We start from the raw sequence: 21,837 nt of genomic DNA on the forward strand, positions 1-21,837 counted from the left end.
CGTACTCGGCCTGCGGCGGCCGTCAGTCGTGCTTGCCGCGTCCGCTGAGCGCGTCCCGCATCCGGTCGACCATGCCCGCCCCCGGCGCCAGCAGCTTGTTGGCCGGCGGCTTGTCCGGAGCGGACGGGTGCGGCCGGGTCGGCGCCATCTTCTTGGCCTGGCGGACCTTGTCGCCGAGCTTGTCGAGCGCGTCCGGTGTACACGCCGCACGCAGTTGGGGGAAGAGGTTGCCCTCCTCGTCGGCGATGTGCGAGCGGATCTCGGTCATCAGCTGACCCATGAGCCGGTCGAACTCCGCGTCGCCCGCCTCGCAGCTCTCCAGGTCCTTCATGATCTGCTCGGCCTTGGAGTGGTCCTCGAGCTCCCGGTCCGCGATGGCGTCGCCGTCGGCCAGGTGCTCCCGGACCGCCGGGTACAGGTACTCCTCCTCGGCCACCGAGTGCCGTACCAGCTCGATCGTGGCCTGGTCGGCGTACACCTTGCGGTCCTTGTGGCCGGGCGGCAGCGCCTCGATGCGACCGAAGAGCTCCGCGACCTCCCGATGGTCGGTCATCAGCTCGTCGATGACGTTTCCACCATGTCCCATGCTTTCCACCTCCAGGCAGGAAGTGGCGGTTCCCGGTCCGGATCCGCCACGCGCAACCGAGTGCCCGCACCGCCCACGGACTAACGCCTCTTCGGACCGCCCACGTTCGCGGTGCAGGCCGCGCGTCGGGGGTGTGGGACGGCGTCTTGTTGGAACTCGCAAGAGCGACGCAGTCGTACGGGGCAGAAGGACGATGCCAGCTCGGGAGGCCGAAGTGGCGGATCGGGAGGGTGGTGTGGCCGACGCGGTTGAGGAGGCGGTGGCGCGCGTGGGCGCGGAGGTGGCCCTGCGGGCGGAAGGGCTGTGGGAGGTCGCCCAGGCGTTGCACGGCGATCCCGAGTACGCCTTCGAGGAGCACCGGGCGGTGCGGCTGCTGACCGGGGAGCTCGAACGCGAGGGGTTCACCGTGGAACGGGACCTCGCGGGCATGCCCACGGCCTTCGCCGCACGCGCGGGAGCGGTGCCGAGGCCCGCGGTGGCCCTACTCCTGGAGTACGACGCCCTGCCCGGACTCGGCCACGCCTGCGGCCACAATCTGATCGCCGCGGCCGGCCTCGGCGCCGCACTCGCGGCACGAGCCGTGCTGGGGGAGGGCGCCGGGTCCATCTGGGCCGTGGGAACGCCCGCGGAGGAGGGCGGCGGTGGCAAGGTCGCCGAGGCCGAGGCGGGCGTGTTCGACGACGTCGACGCCGCGCTGATGTTCCACCCCGGCGTCCACAACTGGCGCTGGGCACCCCTGACCGCGCAGACGCAGTACTGCGTCGGCTTCCACGGCCGTGCCGCCCACCCCACCGGCAACCCCACCGACGGCATCGACGCCCTGGCGGCGCTCATCCAGCTGTTCAACACCCTTGCCGTGGTGGGCCGCCGCCTTCCGGAGGCCTCGCACATCCAGGGCATCGTCACCGAGGGCGGCCGGGCGACGAACATCGTGCCCGAGTACGCGGAAGGGCTCTTCGGCCTGCGCGCCCTGACGACCGACGCCTTGGAGGAGCTTGCCGGAGAGCTGCTGACCTGTGCACACGGCGTGGCCCGGGCCACGGGCACGACCGTCACCTTCGGCCGCGCCACCCCGCGCTACGAGCACTTCCGTGACAGCGACGTCCTGTCCGGCCGGTTCGCCCGCCACCTCGCGCGCACCGGCATCCGCCTCACACCCCCGGCACCGGGCGTGTATCTGGGCTCCTCCGACATAGGCAACGTCAGCGGACGCGTCCCCGCCATCCACCCCTTCGTCGCGATCATGGACCCGGACGGCTCCGACCACACCCCGGAGTTCGCCACCGCCTCCACGTCCGGTCGCGCCCGCCACGTGATGCTCGCGGCGGCGGAGGCCCTCGCTTGTACGGCGGTCGAGCTGGTGCTCTCCGCGCAGCTGCGGGAGCAGGCGTGGCAGGAGCACGGGGGCGGTGTGACGGTCTCGATCTAGCCGCCGGTCGCCGGCTGTCCCGTCACGGCGTGAGCAGCCGGTCCTGTTCCACCGGAGGCGTGCCGTCGTGCCAGGGCACGGCCTTGCCGAAGCGGACCAACTCGCCGTGCAGAGCGGGATCGACGCCGTCGGCGAAGACCAGGTCCAGTACGGCGCGGGCGGCCTCGGCGGGTGACTGGGCCTGGCTGTAGTCGCTGAACCAGGGCCGCGAGGTGGCGGTGTCCACCATGCCGGGGCACACCGAGGCGAGCAGCGTGCCGTCGGCGAGATCGCGCTCACGGCGCTCGGCGGCGACCGCGCGGACGGCGGCGACCTGGGCGACCTTCGAGGGCACGTTCAGCCAGCGCGGCCAACCCGCCTCCTCCGCCGTCCTGTTGTGGATACGGCTGCGCCAGGACTCGACCGCGTACTCGACCTGGTCGAGGCTCGCCCCCTCGAACAGATGGTGCAGCCGCGGATCGAGGTGGCCGAGCGTGCCCAGACTGCTCGCCACGACGAGCAGGCGGCCGCCCGGGCGCAGGACGGGCCCGAACGAGCGCAGGATCGCGTGGGTCGCGGTGTTGGAGACGTCGATGAACTCGTCGGCCCGGGCGGACTGGGAGTCCTCGGGCAGCACGCGGGCCACGGCGTTGGAGATCACGACGTCGACCCCGCCGTACCGCGCCCGCAGTTCGGCCGCGAGATGCGCGATCGCGTCGGTGTCGGTGACGTCCAGGACCCTGCCTTCGACGCGGGCACGGGTGCCGGCCAGTTGCGCCACCTCCCGCGCGGCACCGGCGACACGCCGCTGGTCGCGGCCGGTGAGCAGGACGAGGCCGTCCGGGTCCATACGGGCGGCCAGCCCCTCGGCCAGAGCCCGGCCCAGACCTTGGTTGGCGCCCGTCACGAGAGCGATGCGCGAAGCATTCATGCCTGCCACGCTAGGAACACCGCGGCCATGAGTCCAACGAAAGTTGAGCACAGGTATTATGCGCAAACGTCATGGACTTCACAGATGTGTCACTGACCGCGCTGCGCGTTCTGTGCGCGGTGGCGGAGCAGGGAACCTTCACCGCGGCAGCGGCATCGCCTGGGCTACACCCAGTCCGCCGTCTCCCGGCAGATCGCCGCCATCGAGCGGGTGGCCGGCGCACAGTTGCTGGAGCGGCGGCGTGACGGGGTACGGCTGACGGCGGCGGGCCGGGTCGTGATGCGGCGTGCGACGGTCGTGCTCGACGAGATCGACGCGACCGCACGCGAACTCTCCGGGCTGCCCGGGCAGTCCGGCACGGTCCGGCTGGGCTGGTTCCCGAGCGCCGGTGCCGTCCTCGTGCCCGCGGCCCTCGCCGCCCTGCGCCGCACGGACCCAGGCATCGACGTCGTCACCCGGGAGGGCACCACCCCCGCTCTGGTGCGCGCCCTGCGGGCCGGCAGCCTTGACCTGGCCCTTCTCGCCTCCGTGCCACCGTTCCGCCCGCCGGACGCCGAGTCGCCCCCGCTGGCGCTGCGGACGCTCACCGAACGCGCCCTGTGTCTCGCCCTGCCCGCCGGCCATCCGCTCGCCCGTGGTGACTACGTCGACGTGGCCGACCTGCGCGGACAGCGCTGGATCGCCAGCTCCAGCTCCGGCGAGGACCGGCTGATGGGTGTCTGGCCCGGCCTGGACGAACGGCCCGAGATCGCTCACACCGCCCGGGACTGGCTGGCCAAACTCCAGCTCGTCGCGGCCGGTTGCGGCCTGACGACCGTGCCCCCTTCCCTCGCCCCCGCCGCCCCGCCGGGCGTGCGCGTCCTGCCGGTGCGCGGCGGCCCCCAGGAACAGCGACGCCTCCTGCTGGCACGCCTTCCGCATCCACCGGCGGAGCCTGTGACCCGCGTGGCCGCGGCCCTGCGCACCGCCGCCCTCGACACGGACACGGCGACCCTCTCCGTACCGTCCTCGTGAACCGGGACGCCTGAAGGCGGGACCCCGACCGCCGGCGCCTTCGGCATCGCTGACACGGCAAAGGGTCCGCGCAGTGCGCGGACCCTTTGCCGGGTGCGGCGGAGCGACGTCAGGAACGGGGCCGCTCGAAGGTGAGCAGCAGACCCTCCACCGAACCGGGGCCTATGCGGCCCTTCACGTCGGCCGAGGTGATCGCCTTGAGACCCCAGCCGTCCTCGGCGTGCTTGTTGAGGACCTTCTCCAGCTTGTCGCTGTCCAGAGCGTCACCGGTCAGCGACTCCCTGAACGTGACCACCTTGTACTCGTACATGACTGCGGCGTCCTCCTGTGGAATGGGCGGCGGTGCGAGGGACAGCCAACCATGGCGCCACCGCCGCCGGTACACGTTACGGTCGCCGGATGGCGACCTGGGACGACGTACGGAACCTCGCACTCGCTCTTCCCGAGAGCAGCGAACGGCTCTCGCGGGAGCTCCCGCAGTGGCGGGTCAAGGACAAGCTGTTCGTCTGGGAACGGCCGCTGCGGCGCCCCGACCTCGAGGCGCTCGGTGACTCCGCGCCGGACGGGCCGATTCTCGGCGTACGGGTGGCGGACGTCGGGGTGAAGGAGGCGCTGGTCGCCTCCGATCCCGGCGTCTACTTCACGATCCCGCACTTCGACGGCTATCCGGCGGTGCTGGTGCGCCTCGACCGCATCGACGTCGCCGAGCTCAAGGAGCTGATCGTGGAGGCGTGGCTTCTTCGGGCCCCGAAGCGGCTGGCGGAGCGGTATCTCGACGCGAGCGCTCAGTGAACGGGCCGGCGGCAGGGGGTCAGTGCGTCAGCAGACGTCGCTCCCGGTCGTCCGGTCGCCGTGGGTCCTGGTCTCGGCCGACGGCCATTGCGCCAAGGAGATCATCCGCATCACGCGGTGGATGAGATAGCCGGCCAGCGGCAGTTCTATGAACAGTGCGAGGGCCGCCGACAGCCAGACCTCCGGGGTGCCGAAGGCGAGCGACACGTCGAACCAGGCATCGCCGATCAGCAGCACGGCCGTCGCGAGTCCCGCCACGATCACGGCCCGGTGCCGCAGCCAGCCGAAGACCGCGGTGGCGGCCATCGCGGTCAGGAGCAGGACGTCGAAGCCCACCCAGGCGACACGCCAGTGGTGGACCTTGTAGCCGGAGGGCAGCGACAGGGCCAGCAGAACGGTCCACGGAATCAGGGCGACGGCGCTGACGGTCAGCACTTCCAGGGTGTGCTTGCGATGCCGGCGTATTCGGTCGAGCAGATCGGCTGACGGCGCGGGTGCCGCCCCTCTGAGCTCTTCGACCTGGGTGTCGCTCACGTCGCCTGCTCCGTTCTCGTACGTGCTGGGGCCCGTCAGGCCCCGGATTCCCCTGTTCCTTTAGTGACAAGCTGATCGCCCGGGGCATTCCCGGCGTACCCGAGGACGATGTGATGGGCCAGCGGCGATGATGACCGCCATGGCCTTGACGACGGCGTTCACCAAGCTCTTCGGCGTACGGCATCCGATCGCACTGGCGCCGATGGGCGGATCGGCCGGCGGCGCGCTGACCGCGGCCGTCTCGCGGGGCGGCGGCTTCGGAATCCTGGGCGCGGGCGGCGGAGACCCGGACTGGCTCGCCCGCGAGCTGCCGCTCGTGACCGAGAGCGCCGGCCTGCCCTGGGGCATCGGGTTCCAGACCTGGGCGGTCGGCGCCGAGACCGTCGACCGCGCGCTGGAGCACGGCCCGAAGGCGGTGATGCTGTCCTTCGGCGACCCCGGCCCGTTCGCCGCGCGCATCCGTGCGGCGGACGCGGCGCTGATCGTTCAGGTCACCGATGTGGACGAGGCCAGGCGGGCCGTGGACCTCGGAGCCGACGTGATCGTGGCCCAAGGGACTGAGGGCGGGGGACACGGCGCCCGGAAAGGGCGCTCCACCTTGCCGTTCGTCCCCGTCGTGGTCGATCTGGCGGCACCGGTGCCGGTGCTGGCGGCCGGCGGGATCGCCGACGGACGCGGTGTGGCCGCCGCTCTGGCGCTCGGCGCCGCCGGAGCGCTGCTCGGCACCCGCTTCCAGGCGACGCGCGAGGCGCTGGTCGACCCCGAGGCCGCCAAGGCGATCGTCGAGGGCCGTGGGCAGGACACGGAACGCAACCGGGTGCTGGACATCGCCCGCGGTTCGCGCTGGCCGGAGCGCTACACGGCGCGCACCCTCGGCCACCCCTTCCTGGACCGCTGGCGGGACCGGGAGGCCGAACTCGCCGCCGACCCCAGGGCGAGGCAGGACTATCGCGAGGGCGTGGAGCGCGGTGATCTGCCGCCGCTTCCGGTGTGGGCGGGCGAGGGCGTCGACCTCATCCACGACCTGCCGTCCGCCGCCGATCTCGTCGGCGCGCTCGCGGAACAGGCGGAGCAGGCGCTGGCCAGAGCCGGCCGGCAGTAGCCGGGTGCATGGCCGCCCCATGACGCCAACGAGCTCCGCGGCTCGCACCTCGTCATGGACGAGGGGGGCGCCCCGGGGCGCGGGGGCCGCGCCTGGCGGCGGGGAGTGGGCGGAGGGGTGGGCGGGGGGGGGCGGGGGGTGTGGGTCGGGGCGGCCGGCCCCCCCCCCCCGGCGGAGCTGGGCGGGGCCCGCCCCCCAACCCCCCCCACGCCCCCGGCCGGCCCCCACCCTCTCTTCGCCCGCGGCCCCCCCCGCGGAGCTCGGGTGCCGCTCGTGCCTGCGTCGAGTCGGCGAAGTGGTCGGCGGCGGAGTCCGGGAGTTGAGGCTCGGCCCGGACTGCCGCCGGTCAGCCGTGGCAGATCAGGACGATGAGGCCGTCGCAGTCGTCGCCGTCGTCGTCCCAGCCGCCGTGACCGTGGTGGACGGCGCGGTCGTGGGCCTGGGACGGGGCCGTGGCGTGGTGCGGGGTGGGCGGCGCCGCCATCGCAGGTGCTGCGGTTCCCGCGAGTGCCACGCAGGCGAGGCCAACGGCTGTGCCCGCCGCGAGTATTCGCGGAATGCGGGAGCTGGTCTTCTCGGAGTGACGGGGGGAGCTGGGGTTGAGCTCTGCAGTGTTCATGCAGTCACCGTGCCTGCCCCGGCGGCCGATTTCGCGCCGGGCGAGCCGACCGGGTGAGACCCCCGCATCCCGCCGATCGCCCGATCGGCCCACGTCAGAGGCCGAGTGTCGGGCCAGGTCAGAGACCCAGATCGGCGGCCAGGCAGGAGAAGGACGTCCACGATGCCTCGGGGTTGAAGGCGTCCCTCGCCGGATCGTGCGCCGACGCCTGCTTCTCCTCGACCATCTCCTCGAAACGAATGCGCTCGGGCAGCTGCCCGAAGCGTGCGTGACGCACAGCCGCGGCACTGTCCACGGTTGCGTGGTTCTCCATGGCCGACCTCCGCTTGATCGGTGGTGGAACGAGATGTCTTGGTGAGCGACAGAATCACATTCCGAAGCGTCACCTGTCAAGGTGGTGACGAAACGAATGTGAGCGGTCTGCTCTCCAGGGCGTATTAGTTACTGCGGGAACGCATCACCGGTCGCACGGGTGACGCAATAGGCGTTCCGTGGCAGCGTGACGGTCCGGCCTGCCGGTGACGGCAACTGCCAGGAGCAGTGCGGTAATTGCGGCGCAGGCGGTGCCGCGCCAGCCGACGGCGTCGAGCAGCGGCGCGGCCAGGGCGGTGCCGACAGCGCCGATCGTGAAGTACAGCACGAGGTAGACGCTGCTGAGGCTGCCGGAGCGGTCGGGGTCGAGGGCGATGACGCGGCTCTGGTTGGCCGCCTGGGCCGCGAAGCAGCCGGCGTCGAAGAGGGCGAGGCCGGCCGCGGTGACCGGCGGCGAGTTCAGGCCGGTCGCGAGCAGGGCGACGCCGGCCGCGGCGGCAAGCACGGACATCGTGATCACCGTGTGCGGGGCGTACCGGTCGGTGAGGCGCCCGGTGAGCGGGAGGACCGTGAAGCCGAGTAGCCCGGCCAGGCTGTACAGGCCGATGGCGGTCGGGGTGAGCGAGTGGGGCGGCCGTGCGAGGGCCAGGGCGAGAGCGACCCAGATCAGGGTGAAGGCGAAGTACCACAGGCCGCCGGCCGCGACCGCCCGCCGCAGCGGCGCGACATCCCGCAGGAGCGGGGGGAGCGATGCGAGCGTCGCGCGGTAGCCGCGGTCGGAGTGCGGCCGCCCGCGGGGCAGCAGCATGACGGCGGCGAACGCCCCGACAAGAGCGAGGCCGGCGAAGACGAGGAGCATCCGCCGCCACCCGAACAGGCCGGTGAGGGCACCTCCCACCAGGCGGCTGAGCAGGATGCCGGCCGACATGCCGGCGGCCACGACGGCCACGCCGGCCCCGCGGCGACCGGGCGGAGCGTGCCGGCCCGCGATGTTGCCGGCCTGGGCCGCGACGCTCGCGGCCGCGCCGATGAGCACGTAGGCGGCGAGGAGCACGACCGCGCCCGGCGCGACGGCCGCGACGGTGAGCGCCCCGGCCAGGACGGTGAGTTGGGTTCCGACCAGGCGGCTGGGGGAGAGGTGGTCGGTGAGCGGGAGCAGGAGCGCGAAGCCGATCGTGCAGCCGACGAGGGCTGCGGTCGGCACGAGCCCGATCACGGCCGGGGAGACGTGCAGATCGGCGGCGACGACGCCGAGAGCGGGCTGCACGGCGTAATTGTTCGCTATCGCCGTGCCCGCTGTCGCGGCGAGGAGGAGGGTGCCGCCCCGTGGGAGGGACCGGGTCATGGCCGTGTGCCGCGGGCGAGGATGACGGCGTAACGGCATTCCGCTTGGGCGTTGTTGACGAAGATCCGGTCGGTGGGATCGCCGAGTTCGATGGTGTCGCCCGCCTCGAGTTCATGGACGGTGTCGCCGTCGTGGAAGGTGAGACGGCCGTCGAGGACCCACACGACCTGTCGTACGAAGGCGAAGGCGGCGGCCGGGTACGGCACGCGGGCGCCGGCGGGGAGCAGGATCTCGGCGATCTCGGCGGGGAACCGGGGGCTGGTGACCTGACGGCGCCGGTAGCCGGTGGCGGGGTCGCGCCACTCGGCGGCTTCGGTCCGGCGGCGTACGCCCGCGCCGTCCCCCGCCTCGTCCGGTGTGCCCTCGGCGAGGGCGAGCAGGGACGCGACACTCAGCTGGAAGGCGGCCGACAGCTTGCCGAGCACGACGGCCGTGGGGCTGCTCTCACCCCGCTCGATCCGGCTGATCATGGCCTGCGAGACACCGGAGGCGTCGGCGAGCTGGGCCAGGGTCCAGCGGCGCCGCTCCCGTTCGGTGCGGACCCGTGCGGCGATCTGCCCGACCAGGGGATCTACTATGTTGGACATGAATCCAATATACGAGAGAAGCCGGACGGTGACAGTACGTCCGGCACGCGACGATGACGTGGAGGTCGTCCGGGCCATCCGCAACCACGCCGTCGAGCACTCGACGGCGCTGTGGACGCAGACCCTGCAGTCCCCTGAAGAGGCGGTCGGCTGGCTCGCCGGCCATCTGGAGCGCGGTTCGGCGTTCGTCGCCGAGGCCGGCGGCGAGGTGGCGGGGTTCGCGGTCTACGGCCCGTGGCGGGCGCTGGACGGCTACCGGCACACGGTGGAGGACTCGGTCTACGTCCGCGAGGGCCGGCACGGGCTCGGCATCGGCTCCGCGCTGCTGACCGCGCTCATCGACTCGGCGCGCGAGGCGGGTCACCACGTCGTGATCGCCGGGATCGAGGCCGAGAACGCGGCCTCGATCCGGCTGCACGAACGCTTCGGTTTCGAGCACGTCGGCACGGTGCCCGAGGTCGGCACCAAGTTCGGCCGCCGGCTCGACCTGACGCTCATGCGACTGCCCCTGGCCTGAACTCCGCGTGTGCTTCTACGACGCCGCGTTGTTCCGGGGCTGCTCATTCTCGGGGACGTCGCCGGCCGGGCTCGGCCGGTCCTTGTGCGGCCCCTCGTGCGCGACCTGGTGGCTGCCGCGCAGGGCGGAGGCGACCGCGGAGATCAGGGCCATGCCCGCGGCGACGCTGAACACGATGGTCAGGCCGTTGTGGAACGGCCCGGAGACCAGCTGCGGGAAGAAGGTGTGGCCGGTCAGCACTGCCCGCTGGGCCGCGTCGACCTGGTCGAGTGTGCCGTTGGACGCCAGCAGGTGCTCGATGGGGTTGTTGCCGAGGAACGTGGCGAAGAGCGTGCTCACCGGCGGGAGCGAGGCGGCATGCTCGGCAGCGCCGGCCGGCACGCCGTGGGCCTGGAGTCCGCTGCTCAGCGTCCCGGGCAGCGAGGACGCGAGCCCGGAGACCATCAGCGAGAAGAACACGCCGATGGACAGGGCGGTGCCGGAGTTCTGGAACGTGGAGCGCATGCCCGATGCGACGCCCCGGTACTCGGGCCGCACACTGCCCATGATCGAGGACGTGTTGGGCGCGGAGAACATGCCCTGCCCCAGCCCGTTGAGCAGCAGCAGTGCCGCGAACAGGCCGTAGTCGAAGTTCACGGGCAGGGCGAGCAGGCCGAGGAACGAGACCGCCACGACCACCAGTCCCGCCGTGGAGAACAGGCGCGCGCCGAACCGGTCCGACAGGAAGCCGGAGATGGGGCCCGCTATCAGGAAGCCGACGGTGAGCGGGAGCATGAAGACGCCGGCCCACAGCGGGGTGTCCTCGTAGGCGTAGCCGTGCAGGGGCAGCCAGATGCCCTGGAGCCAGATGATGAGCATGAACTGCAGGCCGCCGCGTGCGATCGCGGTCAGCAGGGCGGCCAGATTGCCCGCGGCGAAGGCGCGCACCTTGAACAGCGCCAGGTCGAACATGGGCTCGGCGACGCGGGTCTCGACGTAGCAGAAGAGCAGCAGAAGCCCGGCGCCGCCGAACAGGCCGGTGAGGACCCATGGGTTGCCCCAGCCGGTGGCGCTGTCGCCGTAGGGCTGGATGCCGTAGGTGATGCCGGCCAGCAGGATGCCCGCGCCGACGGCGAAGGTGAGGTTGCCCAGCCAGTCGACTCGTCCCGGGCGGCCCGCCGAGGTCTCGCGGAGGCTGAGGTAGGACCAGACCGTGCCGGTGATGCTGATCGGGACGCTGACCCAGAACACGGCGCGCCAGTCGACGGCGGCGAGCAGACCGCCCGCGAGGAGGCCGAGGAACTGGCCGGCGAGGGCGGTGATCTGGTTGATGCCCAACGCCATGCCACGCTGCCGGGCGGGGAAGGCGTCGGTGAGGATGGCGGCCGAGTTGGCGGTGAGCATGGAGCCGCCGAAGGCCTGCACGATGCGCCAGATGATCAGCCACAGGGCGCCCGCGCCCGCGTGGAACGGGTCCAGGGACAGGGCGACGGAGGCGCACGCGAAGATCAGGAAGCCCAGGTTGTAGATCCGCACCCGGCCGAACATGTCGCCGAGCCGCCCGAGGACGACGACCAGCACGGCCGAGACCAGCAGATAGCCCAGGATCATCCAGAGCAGATAGCCGATGTTGCCCGGGGCGAGCGGGTCGAGGCCGATCCCGCGGAAGATCGCGGGCAGCGAGATGATCACGATGGAGGCGTCCATCGTGGCTATGAGCACGCCGAGCGTGGTGTTGGACAGCGCGACCCACTTGTAACCGGGCCCGACGGGAGTGTCCTTCCTGCGGGCCGAGCGCAGGGCGCCGAAGACGGACGGCCCGCTCACAGCTGCTCCGCCAGCCGGTCCAGCAGCGGAAGGGCGTCCGCGAGTGCGGCGCGCTCGTCCGCGGTGAACTCCTCGAGCACGGCCGCGAGCCGGTGCACGGACTCGGAGCGGCGCTCGGCCAGCATGGCGCGTCCCTCGTCGGTGATCGCCACGATGCTGCGCCGCCCGTCCGCCGGGTCGGGGCTGCGGCCGACGAGGCCGCGCTGCTCCAGCAGCGTCAGGGTGCTCGCCATCGCCTGCGGGCGCACCCGCTCCATCTCGGCGAGGGAGGTCGGCGTGTCAGGGCCGTCGTGGTTGAGCCGGGCCAGCACCGAGACGCCGGAGAGGGAGACGTCCCCCACGGCGTGGGACTGGCGCAGCCGCCGGGTCACGCGGCCCATCGCGAGCCGCAGGCCGGACGCGAGTTGCGCGGTGTCGCCCGGGTCGCATGTCTCGGCGCGGCCTGCGCCGGTGTTCACCTTCATAGGTACTAAGCCTAGGTTTATCAGTTGGGACTGTTCAATCAATTGTTAGTAAATGCGAGCGGCCGGCGGCACCTGTCCCGGTGCCGCCGGCCGTGATCGCCCTGGCGTCAGCCCGCCGCCTTCCTCACCAGGGCGGCGATGCGCATCTCGTCGGCCGCGGTCAGCTCCGTGAGGGCGTACGCGGTCGGCCACATCGTCCCGTCGTCGAGGTCGGCCGTGTCGTTGAAGCCGAACGTCGCGTACCGCGCGTTGAACTTCTGCGCGCTCTTGAAGAAGCAGACGACCTTGCCGTTCCTGGCGTACGCGGGCATCCCGTACCAGAGCTTCGGTGCGAGGTGCGGTGCGCTCTCCTTGACGACGGCGTGGATCCGTTCGGCCATGGACCGGTCCGAGTCCCGCATCTCGGCGATCTTCGCGAGCACGGCGGCCTCGTCCTCGGCCGCCTTGTCGGCCCGCGATGCGCGGCGCGCGGAGGACCTCACCTCTTGGGCGCGCTCCTTCATCGCCGCCCGCTCCTCGGCCGTGAAGGCCTCGGGCCTCTTGGTGGTGGTACTGCTCCCCGCGGGCTTCCGTGCGTGCGCCATGACCGTTTCCTCCTGTTGTTCGGGCGGTTACTTCTTGGTGCGGAGGGGCGCCGTGCGCCCGGGGGCGTCAGCCCCAGGCGCCGGCGATCTGGCGGGTCGTGGCGTTGAGACGGTTGAACATGTTGGTGACGCCGATCATCAGGACGATCGCGGCCAGTTGCTTCTCGTCGAAGTAGGTGGCGGCCGTGTCCCAGATCTCGTCGCTCACCGCGTCGGGACGGTCGGCCAGCCGCGTCGCGGCCTCGGCCAGTGCCAGGGCGGCCCGCTCCTCGTCGGTGAAGTACGGCGCCTCCCTCCAGGCGGCGACGGTGGCCAGGCGCTCGTCGCTCACACCGGCCTTGCGGGCCGTCTTGGCGCCGGCGTCGACACAGGCGCTGCAGCTGTTGATCTGGCTGACCCGCAGGTGCACCAGCTCCAGCGTCTGCTCGTCCACCCCACCGCCGTGCACGGCCTTGAAGACCTGCTGGATGGGCTGCATCGCGTCGGACAGGACGACGGCGGGGTTCTGCATACGGGACTGCATCTCGGTGCGCTCCTTCTGGGTCGGTGCCCCGTTCCCCCGGGGCGTGACTCCATGACAGCCGGACCGGCTCGCGCGAACCATGACGATGGGACACCGTGGGACAGCTGGAACAGCCTTGACCAGGAGCGTTTCGGCTCGGAAGACTTCTGTGCGAACGGGACGGCGACGACGGGGGAACGATGGACGGGCAGGAACGCACGGCGAAGGCAGACCCTCAGGACGAACTGGCGGCCCGGCTGCGCCTGCTCCAGGAACTGTCCGGGCAGGGCGTACGGGCCCTCGCGCGCGACGCCGGCCTGAGTTCGTCGTCGCTCTCGCGCTACCTCAACGGGCAGACCGTGCCGCCCTGGCCCGTGGTCGTCGCCCTCTGCCGCCGCGTCAAGCGCGATCCCCGGCCGCTGCGGCCCCTGTGGGAACGGACGTCCAACCCCCTGCCCGCGCCTCCGAAGAGCAGCCGCCAGTCCCGGCCGGTGCCCCGCAACGACCTGCCGCGCGACGCGCCGGACTTCACCGGCCGCGCAGCCCAACTCGCCGCCGTGCTCGCCGCGATCGACAGCCACGGGGCGGTCTCCGTCGACGGCATGGCGGGCGTCGGCAAGACCTGCCTGGCGGTGCACGCCGCTCACCGGCTCGCCACCGGCTTCCCGGACGGCCGGCTCTACGTCGACCTGCACGGCTTCACCGAGGGCCGGCCCCCGCTCGACCCCGACTCCGCGCTGCGGATGCTGCTGGGCGCACTCGACGTCCCTTCCGAGAAGGTCCCGCAGGAGGGCATCGAGCAACTGGCCGCCTGCTGGCGGTCGGAGCTGGCCCACCGACGGGTCGTCGTGGTCCTCGACAACGCCGCCGACGCCGACCAGGTACGCCCGCTGCTGCCCGGCGCCGGCGACTCCGTCGCGCTGATCACGAGCCGCAACCGGCTGCTCGGCCTGGACGAGGTGCCCCCGGTCTCGCTCGACGTGCTCGACGCGCAGGAGGGCGCGGAACTGCTGGCCCGGGCCAGCGGCGACCCCGGCGGCCCCGACGGCAGGCTCGGCCGGGACCCGCAGGCCGCCGCCGAGGTGCTGCGGCTGTGCGGTCATCTGCCGCTGGCCCTGCGGCTGGCGGCGGCTCGGCTGCGGCACCGGCCGGGCTGGACCGTGGGCATCCTCGCCGAGCGGATGACGCAGGGCTCGGGCGAGTTCGACGCCGTGTTCGGTGCGGCCCTCGCCATGTCGGTCCGGCAGCTGAACCACTCCCAGGCCCGGCTGTACCGGCTGCTGGGACTGGTGCCGGGGGAGTCCTTCGACGAGTACCTGGTGGCGGCGCTCGCGGACGTACCGCTGCACAGCGCCCGGGAGATGCTGGAGGACCTGCTCGACGCCCATCTCGTCCAGCAGCCCACACCCGACCGCTACCGGCTGCACGACCTGGTGCACCAGCACGCGCGCCGGACCGCTGCGGAGCAGGACCCGGCCACCGAGCGGGAGCAGGCGCTGCGCCGGGTGCTCGACTACTACGTGCACGCCGCGGCCGCCGCCGACGCCTCGATGCCGTTCGTGTCGCCCTCCCGCGCGGCCGCCGCGGTCCCGCCCCCGGCCCAACTGCCGCATTTCTCCGACAAGAACGCGGCCTTCGGCTGGCTCGTCACCGAGTACGGCAACCTCGTCGCCGCCTTCGAGACGGCGGCCGCCGTCGGCGCCGACGCGCACGTGTGCGAGCTGCCGCGGTTCCTGCGTGCCTACTTCGCGCGCCGCTGCGGCACCACACATCTCAACGCCCTCTTCGAGCGGTCGCTCGCCGCCGCCGAGCGTCTGGGCGATCCGCTCCAACTGGCCGAGGCGCACAGCGACCTGGGCTTCGCGCGCTACAACGCGGGCCGGATGGCGGAGGCCGCCGCCGCGTACGAGGCAGCGCGCCTACGGGTTTCGCAGATCGGGGACGCGCGTATGGAGGCCGAGTTGACCATGCGCCGCGGCTATCTGGCCTGGGACGCGGGAGACGTGGAAGAGCCGCTGGAACTCTTCCGGCTGGCGGGAAAGCTGTACGAACAGGCGGACTGCCCGACGGGCGCGGCCGGCGCGGCGGCGTCCGAGGCGTGGGCCATGCTTCAGCTGGGGCACCGTGAGGAGGCGGCGCGGCGGGCCCGTGAGGTGCTGGCCGTCCCGCACACCGACCCCGCATGGCCGCCCGCGCTGACCGCACGCATCACCCTCGGCGTGGCCGTCGCCCGCGAGGAACCCGACGAGGCGGCGGACCACCTCCACCGGGCCCTGGCCGTCGCCCGCGAGGACGGGCATCTCAACAACCAGGCGTGGTGCCTGAACTGCCTCGGCGTCGCACTGCGGCAGATGGGCCGGTACGAGGAGGCGCTGGCCGGCCACCGCGAGGCGTTCGCGCTGCTGGACGCGTTGTTCGAGGACCACTGGAAGATCCACTTCCTCAACGGCTACGGCGAGACCTGCCGCCTTGCCGGACTTCCCGAAGAGGCGCTGCGCCTGCACCGCCAGGCACTGGAGATGGCCCCGAGACTGGGCAACCGCTACGAGGAGGCGCTGGCCCACGAGGGCATCGCGATCGTGCTGGAGGAGACGGACCCGGAGCGGGCCGCCGGTCACCGTGCCGCGGGGCAGGCCGTACTGAAGGAGCTGACGACCCGGAGCGGGTGACCGGCCCTCTCAGTCGATGCCACGGCCCAAGTGCCGTTCTCCCACCACGCGTTCACTGCTGGTGCGGCACTTCGTGATACACATGGCGCCTTCACCCCCACGAGGAATCCCAGGTGCCGTCCGCATGTCCAACCGCCTCCCCGGTCTCTTCCGCCACGACGTCGTCGTAGGACCGGAACGACTGGCCTTCTTCGGTGACGCCGTGTTCGCCATCGCGATCACGCTGCTCGCCCTCGACATCAGCGTCCCCGAGGATCTGCCCCACTCGGAAGTGGCCCACGCCGTCCGGGAGGCGGTGCCCGCGATCGGCGCCTACCTGCTCAGCTTCGCCGTCATCGGCGCGCTCTGGCTGGCCCAGCACTCACTGTTCCGGCTGATCGCGGCCGTCGACCGCTGGCTGCTCTACTGCTACTTCGCCCTCCTCGCGGTCGTGGCGGCGCTGCCCTTCCCCACCAAGCTGATCAGCGAGTACGGCGACACGACCGCGGGAACCGTCTTCTACGCGGCGTCCATCGCCCTGGCCGTCGCGCTGTACGGCGCGATGTACGTCCGCCTGATGACCAAGCCCGCGCTGACGGTCGCGCACGCCGAGCGGCCCCAGCTGATCGAGGGGTTCCGCCGCACCGTCCCGTGGCGCGTCCCGCTGGACCAGTTCAGCTCCAGGTACCAACTCGCGTCGTACGCCGAGGCGTCGGCCTTGATGTAGAAGACCTCGGGGTCGGACTCGCTCACCTTGAACGGGAAGTTCCGCTGCCCTGCCTTGGGCACGGCGGCGGGACGGGCCGCGTCCAGGTCGACGGCGAACGAGCGGGTCTGCACACCGCCGCCGCAGCCGACTCCCATGGTGTAGTCGTTCCAGGCGAGGGGCGCGCTCCTGCCGGTCGTACGGACGGCGAGGCTGTTGAGGACCACGGTGTCCTTCCCCGACCCCTGCACGGTGAGCGTGACGTACTGCTCGCCCGCGGAGACAGCGCCCGCCGCGGCCACCCAGGCGGTCGCGTCCTCGGCGACGGGCGGCGGGGCGACCTTGGCCGGAGGCTTGTCGATCAGGTAGTGCTGGCTGCACGGGTCCTCCCAGCTGTACGGCTGGGTGGTGACCGTCAGCGGGACACCGGTCGGAGCGGCACCGCCGGTCGCGGGCGGGGATGCGGAGGCCGAGCCCGGCCCGGAGGAGCTGCCCTTGTCACGGCCCGGGGGTGAGGCGGTCGCCGAGGGCGAAGTGTGCGACGGGGCCGCCGGGCTGTTTGCCGAGTCGTGCTGTCCGTCGCCCGTCGCGGAGGCAGCGCCGACGGGGCTGTCCCGGCCGTCGTCGGCACTTCCCGACGGCAGGTTCGCGGTGAGCGCGACCGCGCCCGCGACGGCGACGACGGCGATCCCGGCGAACAGAGCCCTCCTCCCGCCGGGGCGGCGGGACTTCTTCGGCGCAGGGTCGCCGGACGGCACCTCGAGGTCGGCCACAGGCGTATCGGGGACGCCGCCCTTGCGCCCCCGGTTCGCATCCGCGAGCACCCAGCGCCGGTGGAGTTCGACGAGTTCCTCGGGCGACGCCTTGCAGAGGCGGGCCAGCCGTTCGACGGGTGCGTAATCCGTGGGAACGGCATCGCCGTTGCAGTACCGATGCAGCGTCGACGTACTCGTGTGAAGCCGTTTGGAGAGCGTCCCGTAGCTGAGCCCCGAGCGGTCCTTCAACTCCCGCAGCAGCCCGGCGAACCCGGCCTCGGCAGTGTCCTGCGACACCGTTCCTCCCACCCCGTGTCCCGTTCCGGCGTTCCAGGAACAGGTTGTTTCAGCAGTTCAGAGCCCGTTCCGGCGTTCCAGTGTCCCTGATCCCCCATGGACTGTGGCGCATGGAACGGATCACCGAGCAGGCTGAGGCCATCCAAGCACGCCGCTCCCGGAAACCGGTCGAGCGGCCATCCCGGTCCCGTCATCAGAAGAGGAATCCAGCCATGCCCGCGTTCCGTACGACCCACAGCACCGGCAGCGCCCGTACGTCCCGTACGTTCGCGAGTGCAGCCGCGATCGCTCTCGCCGCGCTCGCCCTGACGGCATGCCAGAGCGGCACGGGCACGAAGGACGAGGGCGCCGCGACGACCTCCGGCACCGTCGCGTCCACGCCCTCGGCGAGCGGCACCGGCAAGGCGCAGGACGGGACGTCCGGCAAGGGAACGCAGGGGGCGGCGGGCCAGGACTCCCCGCAGACGGCCGGTGGCGAAAAGACCGCGGGCGGGAAGACCGCCGACCGAAAGGCGGCCTCCGGAGACGCCAAGAAGACGTCGGGCACGTCGAATTCGGACAGCCGCGTCCTGTGCAACGGCTCCAACACCCGTGTCACCGTTCAGCCCGTCACCCGCCCGCTGAACCACATGCTGATCACGGTGAGGAACATCGGCTCGAAGACCTGCGACCTGACCTACTACCCGATCCTCCGCTTCGACGAGATGCAGTGGGCGCCCACCGCGTGGAAGGACTCCCAGCCGCAAGCCGTGGTGACCCTCCAGCCCGGCGAGTCCGGCTATGCGGGCGCGCTGCTGTCGGCGGCCGACGGCAGCGGTGACGGCGGGGACACGGGGCACCGGCTGGTCGTCGCCTTCCAGGGCCTCACCCCGAACAGCGACGGCGGCGCGTCCGCCGTGCCGTCGCTGCCGGCCAAGGGCGTGTACTACGACAGTTCGCTGAGGGTCACCTACTGGCAGCAGACGATGGCGGACGCGCTCAACTCCTGAACCGATCCTGCGGGGCCCCGATCCTGATCCGGCGGGCCCCGTGCTCAGATCGCTCGGCAGAGCCGGCATCGACGGTGGGGTGCTCGCGGAAGTCGACGCCGCGTTCCGCGAGGACGCGCAAGGCTTCCGCATCTGCGGGTCCGGCGCCGACCACCGCCACGCGCCGCGGTCCGCCCGTGCGCCCGATGTGCTGGGGGTCCTCCACCTCCCGTCCGGTGGACGGGTTGTGCATGCGGAACGGCGGCGCCCGAGGCGTAAATGCCGTCGGTACACGGGTGTTCGTGCCGGGAAGGCGAACGGTGGTGCTCCGCTGGGGAGCGGGCACGCGGCCCGGCTCAGCTCGCACGGACCCGCCGTCCCAGCAGTGCCACGCCCGCCAGCAGTACGAGGACCACCGCCGTGAACCAGGTCATCGCCCCGGCCGTCGAGGTGTACCGGCCGGCGACCCCGAGGCCCACGGGCAGAAGGGCAAGGCCGAGGTAGGAGACGAGGAACAGGCCGGCGAGTGCTTCGCCGCGACGGGCCGGGGCCGCCATGCCGGCGACGGTGCCCACCGCGGACTTGAACAGCATCCCGGCACCGGCCCCGGCGACGACGCCGGAGAGCACGAACACGGTGAGGCTCGCGGTGTGCACGCCGACCGCGAGCACGGCCACACCGGCGGCCTGGGCCAGCAGCCCGGCGTTGCGACGGGCCCGCGGGGAGAGCCGTCCGGTCAGCACCTGCGCCGCGGCGGCCGCACCGAACACCACGAACACGATCAGCCCGGCGAGCGCCCGGGACGGATGGTGCAGGGTGCCGCCGACGAAGCCCGGGACCAGCGAGGTGAACAGTCCGAAGACCGCCAGCGAGGCGAAACCCGCGGCGGCCGCGGCCATGTACCCGGCCCGGTCGCCGTGGTCGGCGCTCACCCGCTGCGGCCGGTAGGCGGGCCTGACGTCGGGCTTCTCCACCGTCTCCGGGGTCAGCGCGACCGCGGCCACGCCGATCAGGAGCGCGACGCCGACGACGGCGTAGGGCAGGCGCAGGGGCGCGCCGAGGTACTGGGCCAGCAGGCCTGCCACCAGCGGGCCGAGGCCCAGACCGCCGATGTTCGCCGCCGTCGACACCAGCTCGAAGCGCTGCGGCGAGCCGCCCGGCCGGTGCGCGCTGTGCAGGTCGTGCAGATGCGCGGTGGCGGTCGCGGTGAGCATGCCGACACCGAGCCCGGTGACCAGTCGTGCGACGAGCAGGACCGGCAGCGACGGCACGGCCAGGAACAGCGCTGCGGCGACCAGCTCGAGGACCAGAGCCGCGATCAGCACCTTCTTGCGGCCGACCCAGTCCGACACGTGCCCGGCGAGCAGCAGACTGACGAGGACGCCGACGGCGTAGACCGCGAACACGATGGTCACCGTGAACGTCGAGAAGCCGTCGTGCGCCTGGTAGAGCGGATACAGGGGCGTCGGCACTGTGGAGAACGCCATGGCCGTCACGAACACCGCCGCGATCGTCCAGAACCCGGCGCCGTAGGCGCGGCTGCCGAGGCGGTGGGTGTCCGGCCCGGGGCCGGCGTCACCGGGTGCTTGGCGCGTGGCCGAGGACATCGACATCTGAGCACTCCGATCCCTGACAGTGACTGCGACGGCTGCGCCGCCGCACATCTGTCCCAACAGGTGTTCACCGAGCCTGCTTCCCCTTCGGTGGAGATGATCGAAGATGACGGTAATCTCATCGAGAGATGGGCAGGCGGAGGGCGGGCGCATGGAGCTGCGGCAGATGGCGGTCGTCGTCGCGGTCGCCGAAGAAGGCGGATTCACCGCCGCGGCGCGACGGCTGCACGTGGTGCAGTCCGCGGTCTCCGCCACGGTGCGCGCGCTGGAGCACGAACTGGGCGCCCGGCTCTTCCAGCGCACCACGCACCGGGTGACGCCGACCCCTGCCGGGCGTGCCTTCCTGGCGTCCGCCCGTACGGCCCTCCAGGCCGCCGAGGAGGCACGCGCCGCCGTCGCCCTCGCCCAGGAGGAACTGCGCGGGAAGATCACCATCGGCGTGATGCAGGGGCTCTACGCCGGACTCGCCCCGGGACTGGCCGCCTTCCACCGCGCACACCCGGGCGTGGCGGTGAGACTGCGGCAGGCACCCGCCGACGACATTCCGCGGGACCTGCGGGACGGCACCGTCGACCTGGCCGTCGTCGCCCTCGACTCCGCCCGGCTGCGCGGCCTGGCCACCAGGGCACTGGCGCAGGAGGAGATGGTCCTGGTGGCCGCTCCGGCGGACCCTCGTCTGCCGGAACGGCCGGTGACCCTGGCCGAGGCGGTGGCGCTGCCGCTGGTGGACTTCCCGCTGGGCTGGGCGATCCGCACCTCGGTCGACCGGGCCCTGCGCTCGGCCGCCGTCGAACGCGCCACCACCTTCGAGGTGAACGACGTCCTCGGCGCCACCGACCTGGTGCGCCACGGCCTCGGCGTCTGCATCCTGCCCGCATCCCTGGCCGCCCGCTTCCCCGACCTGTCGGTGCGCCGCTTCGCAGCGCACGCACCGACCTGGCGGATGCGGATCGTTCACCCCAGGGGAGACCTACCGCCCGCGGTCGCGGAACTGCTGCGCCACATCGGGTAGTTGCCGTCCGGCATCAGGCATTGGGGTCGAACGGAATGCCTGACGGCATGGAGTGGGCGAGGCCGTACGCGAAGTCCCCGTCCTTGATCTTGATGGTGGCCGCGCCGAAGTCGGCACTCAGGAGCTTGTCGCGGTAGCCGGCGGGATAGCCGTTCCAGCCCACCAGGCGCGGGTAGAACCAGCCGCCGGTGGCGTTCTCCGGAGGCTCGTCGTTGGAGTTGGCGAAGCGGAAGTCGTGGGTCGAGACACCGTCCTTGTGGTAGACGATCTTCGGGTGCGTGCCGTCGAACCGGACGGCCGAGGCGGCCGCCACCTGGTAGCCGCTGTGCTGCGACACCGACACGTACTGGACCTGGTTGTTGTTGATCCACACGATCACGTGCTCCCAGTCGTGCGTGTGGCCGATGGCGGCGGGACCCAGCGTGGCCTGGTCCTTCTCGAAGTAGCTGGCGTACATCACGGCACACCAGCCGTTGTTGCACTTCTCGCGTGAGTAGGTGTTGGCGTTGGCGAGCTGGGCGTAGTCGTGGCAGTGGCCGTTGACGTCGCCGCCCAGCTTCAGGCCCGGGTTGATGGTGCCGTCGGCGCCGATGGCCGCGGTGGTGTAGCAGCCGTCGCCGTCGTAGTCGTAGGCGGGGGAGAACGTCTGCTCCAGGCCGTCGGCGTTCTGCGGCAGCAGTGTCAGCACACTGGCGTCGGCCTGGGCCGGGAGGGCCACCACGAGGGCCATGGCAC

At 72.1% G+C, this 21,837-nt stretch carries 22 protein-coding genes and 2 pseudogenes; 9 read left to right on the plus strand and 15 right to left on the minus strand.

What is annotated here, in order from left to right:
• Positions 1-22 precede the first annotated feature (22 nt).
• A complete protein-coding gene (locus ACGFYN_RS30465; protein WP_393869114.1) occupies positions 23-586 on the minus strand; it encodes a hemerythrin domain-containing protein in 564 nt (187 codons plus the stop codon).
• Positions 587-821: 235 nt separating this feature from the next.
• Here ACGFYN_RS30465 and ACGFYN_RS30470 point away from each other — a divergent pair, with 235 nt between their 5' ends.
• On the plus strand, positions 822-2,015 hold the full coding sequence (locus ACGFYN_RS30470) for an amidohydrolase (protein WP_393869115.1): 1,194 nt from the start codon (positions 822-824) through the stop codon (positions 2,013-2,015).
• Between the two features lie 22 nt (positions 2,016-2,037).
• Here the strand turns inward: ACGFYN_RS30470 and ACGFYN_RS30475 are convergent, their stop codons facing one another.
• A complete protein-coding gene (locus tag ACGFYN_RS30475) occupies positions 2,038-2,925 on the minus strand; it encodes an SDR family NAD(P)-dependent oxidoreductase (RefSeq protein WP_393869116.1) in 888 nt (295 codons plus the stop codon).
• 71 nt (positions 2,926-2,996) lie between these two features.
• Between ACGFYN_RS30475 and ACGFYN_RS30480 the strand changes: the two are divergent.
• Positions 2,997-3,939, plus strand: a pseudogene (locus ACGFYN_RS30480) (LysR family transcriptional regulator).
• 109 nt (positions 3,940-4,048) lie between these two features.
• Here ACGFYN_RS30480 and ACGFYN_RS30485 read toward each other — a convergent pair.
• Complete coding sequence (locus tag ACGFYN_RS30485; RefSeq protein WP_393869117.1) at positions 4,049-4,249, minus strand: DUF4177 domain-containing protein; 201 nt, start codon at positions 4,247-4,249, stop codon at positions 4,049-4,051.
• Between the two features lie 89 nt (positions 4,250-4,338).
• On the opposite strand from ACGFYN_RS30485, the gene ACGFYN_RS30490 reads away from it, so the two are divergent.
• Positions 4,339-4,731: an MmcQ/YjbR family DNA-binding protein gene (locus ACGFYN_RS30490; RefSeq protein WP_393869118.1), complete on the plus strand. Its 393-nt coding sequence runs from the start codon at positions 4,339-4,341 to the stop codon at positions 4,729-4,731.
• 27 nt (positions 4,732-4,758) lie between these two features.
• On the opposite strand, the gene ACGFYN_RS30495 is transcribed toward ACGFYN_RS30490, so the two are convergent.
• Complete coding sequence (locus tag ACGFYN_RS30495) at positions 4,759-5,265, minus strand: hypothetical protein (protein WP_393869119.1); 507 nt, start codon at positions 5,263-5,265, stop codon at positions 4,759-4,761.
• A 139-nt stretch (positions 5,266-5,404) separates the two neighbouring features.
• Here ACGFYN_RS30495 and ACGFYN_RS30500 point away from each other — a divergent pair, with 139 nt between their 5' ends.
• Positions 5,405-6,367, plus strand: coding sequence for an NAD(P)H-dependent flavin oxidoreductase (locus tag ACGFYN_RS30500; protein WP_393869120.1), 963 nt, complete (start codon positions 5,405-5,407; stop codon positions 6,365-6,367).
• A gap of 346 nt (positions 6,368-6,713) precedes the next feature.
• Here ACGFYN_RS30500 and ACGFYN_RS30505 read toward each other — a convergent pair whose 3' ends face one another.
• The 4 genes from ACGFYN_RS30505 to ACGFYN_RS30520 all read right to left on the minus strand — a co-directional run bounded on the left by ACGFYN_RS30505 (position 6,714) and on the right by ACGFYN_RS30520 (position 9,230).
• Complete coding sequence (locus ACGFYN_RS30505; protein WP_393869121.1) at positions 6,714-6,986, minus strand: hypothetical protein; 273 nt, start codon at positions 6,984-6,986, stop codon at positions 6,714-6,716.
• 118 nt (positions 6,987-7,104) lie between these two features.
• Positions 7,105-7,299 carry a hypothetical protein gene (locus ACGFYN_RS30510; RefSeq protein WP_393869122.1) on the minus strand — a complete coding sequence of 65 codons (195 nt, stop codon included), beginning with the start codon at positions 7,297-7,299 and terminating at the stop codon, positions 7,105-7,107.
• Between the two features lie 144 nt (positions 7,300-7,443).
• Positions 7,444-8,643, minus strand: a complete 1,200-nt coding sequence (locus ACGFYN_RS30515) for an MFS transporter (protein WP_393869123.1) — start codon at positions 8,641-8,643, stop codon at positions 7,444-7,446.
• The gene (locus ACGFYN_RS30520; RefSeq protein WP_393869124.1) at positions 8,640-9,230 is read right to left on the minus strand and encodes a helix-turn-helix domain-containing protein; all 591 of its coding nucleotides are present in this window, start codon (positions 9,228-9,230) and stop codon (positions 8,640-8,642) included. The genes ACGFYN_RS30515 and ACGFYN_RS30520 overlap by 4 nt, the downstream gene beginning before the upstream one ends.
• On the opposite strand from ACGFYN_RS30520, the gene ACGFYN_RS30525 reads away from it, so the two are divergent.
• The gene (locus tag ACGFYN_RS30525; protein ID WP_393869125.1) at positions 9,229-9,747 is read left to right on the plus strand and encodes a GNAT family N-acetyltransferase; all 519 of its coding nucleotides are present in this window, start codon (positions 9,229-9,231) and stop codon (positions 9,745-9,747) included. The genes ACGFYN_RS30520 and ACGFYN_RS30525 overlap by 2 nt on opposite strands.
• 15 nt (positions 9,748-9,762) lie before the next feature.
• Here the strand turns inward: ACGFYN_RS30525 and ACGFYN_RS30530 are convergent, their stop codons facing one another.
• The 4 genes from ACGFYN_RS30530 to ACGFYN_RS30545 all read right to left on the minus strand — a co-directional run bounded on the left by ACGFYN_RS30530 (position 9,763) and on the right by ACGFYN_RS30545 (position 13,124).
• Entirely contained in the window at positions 9,763-11,553 is a 1,791-nt protein-coding gene (locus ACGFYN_RS30530; RefSeq protein WP_393869126.1) for an MFS transporter, read from the minus strand.
• Positions 11,550-12,017, minus strand: a complete 468-nt coding sequence (locus ACGFYN_RS30535; protein ID WP_393869127.1) for a MarR family winged helix-turn-helix transcriptional regulator — start codon at positions 12,015-12,017, stop codon at positions 11,550-11,552. The genes ACGFYN_RS30530 and ACGFYN_RS30535 overlap by 4 nt, the downstream gene beginning before the upstream one ends.
• A 107-nt stretch (positions 12,018-12,124) precedes the next feature.
• Positions 12,125-12,601: an iron chaperone gene (locus ACGFYN_RS30540; protein ID WP_393869128.1), complete on the minus strand. Its 477-nt coding sequence runs from the start codon at positions 12,599-12,601 to the stop codon at positions 12,125-12,127.
• A gap of 67 nt (positions 12,602-12,668) precedes the next feature.
• Positions 12,669-13,124 carry a carboxymuconolactone decarboxylase family protein gene (locus ACGFYN_RS30545; RefSeq protein WP_393869129.1) on the minus strand — a complete coding sequence of 152 codons (456 nt, stop codon included), beginning with the start codon at positions 13,122-13,124 and terminating at the stop codon, positions 12,669-12,671.
• 179 nt (positions 13,125-13,303) lie between these two features.
• On the opposite strand from ACGFYN_RS30545, the gene ACGFYN_RS30550 reads away from it, so the two are divergent.
• Together ACGFYN_RS30550 and ACGFYN_RS30555 are read left to right on the plus strand one after the other, a co-directional pair.
• Positions 13,304-15,772 (plus strand): tetratricopeptide repeat protein, encoded by a 2,469-nt coding sequence (locus ACGFYN_RS30550; RefSeq protein WP_393869130.1) that lies wholly within the window; start codon positions 13,304-13,306, stop codon positions 15,770-15,772.
• A 124-nt stretch (positions 15,773-15,896) separates the two neighbouring features.
• Positions 15,897-16,205: pseudogene (locus ACGFYN_RS30555) on the plus strand (TMEM175 family protein); the annotation flags it as partial.
• Positions 16,206-16,270: 65 nt separating this feature from the next.
• Here the strand turns inward: ACGFYN_RS30555 and ACGFYN_RS30560 are convergent.
• A complete protein-coding gene (locus tag ACGFYN_RS30560) occupies positions 16,271-17,509 on the minus strand; it encodes a helix-turn-helix domain-containing protein (RefSeq protein WP_393869131.1) in 1,239 nt (412 codons plus the stop codon).
• 212 nt (positions 17,510-17,721) lie between these two features.
• Here ACGFYN_RS30560 and ACGFYN_RS30565 point away from each other — a divergent pair, with 212 nt between their 5' ends.
• Complete coding sequence (locus tag ACGFYN_RS30565) at positions 17,722-18,498, plus strand: DUF4232 domain-containing protein (RefSeq protein ID WP_393869132.1); 777 nt, start codon at positions 17,722-17,724, stop codon at positions 18,496-18,498.
• Positions 18,499-18,833: 335 nt separating this feature from the next.
• Here the strand turns inward: ACGFYN_RS30565 and ACGFYN_RS30570 are convergent, their stop codons facing one another.
• The gene (locus ACGFYN_RS30570; protein WP_393869133.1) at positions 18,834-20,090 is read right to left on the minus strand and encodes an MFS transporter; all 1,257 of its coding nucleotides are present in this window, start codon (positions 20,088-20,090) and stop codon (positions 18,834-18,836) included.
• A 151-nt stretch (positions 20,091-20,241) separates the two neighbouring features.
• Here ACGFYN_RS30570 and ACGFYN_RS30575 point away from each other — a divergent pair, with 151 nt between their 5' ends.
• Entirely contained in the window at positions 20,242-21,102 is an 861-nt protein-coding gene (locus ACGFYN_RS30575; RefSeq protein ID WP_393869134.1) for a LysR family transcriptional regulator, read from the plus strand.
• 13 nt (positions 21,103-21,115) lie between these two features.
• Here ACGFYN_RS30575 and ACGFYN_RS30580 read toward each other — a convergent pair whose 3' ends face one another.
• Positions 21,116-21,832, minus strand: coding sequence for an NPP1 family protein (locus ACGFYN_RS30580; RefSeq protein ID WP_393869299.1), 717 nt, complete (start codon positions 21,830-21,832; stop codon positions 21,116-21,118).
• Positions 21,833-21,837 lie beyond the last annotated feature (5 nt).

The organism is Streptomyces sp. NPDC048419, assembly GCF_043200415.1.
In the GTDB taxonomy this organism is placed as follows: Bacteria; Actinomycetota; Actinomycetes; order Streptomycetales; family Streptomycetaceae; genus Streptomyces.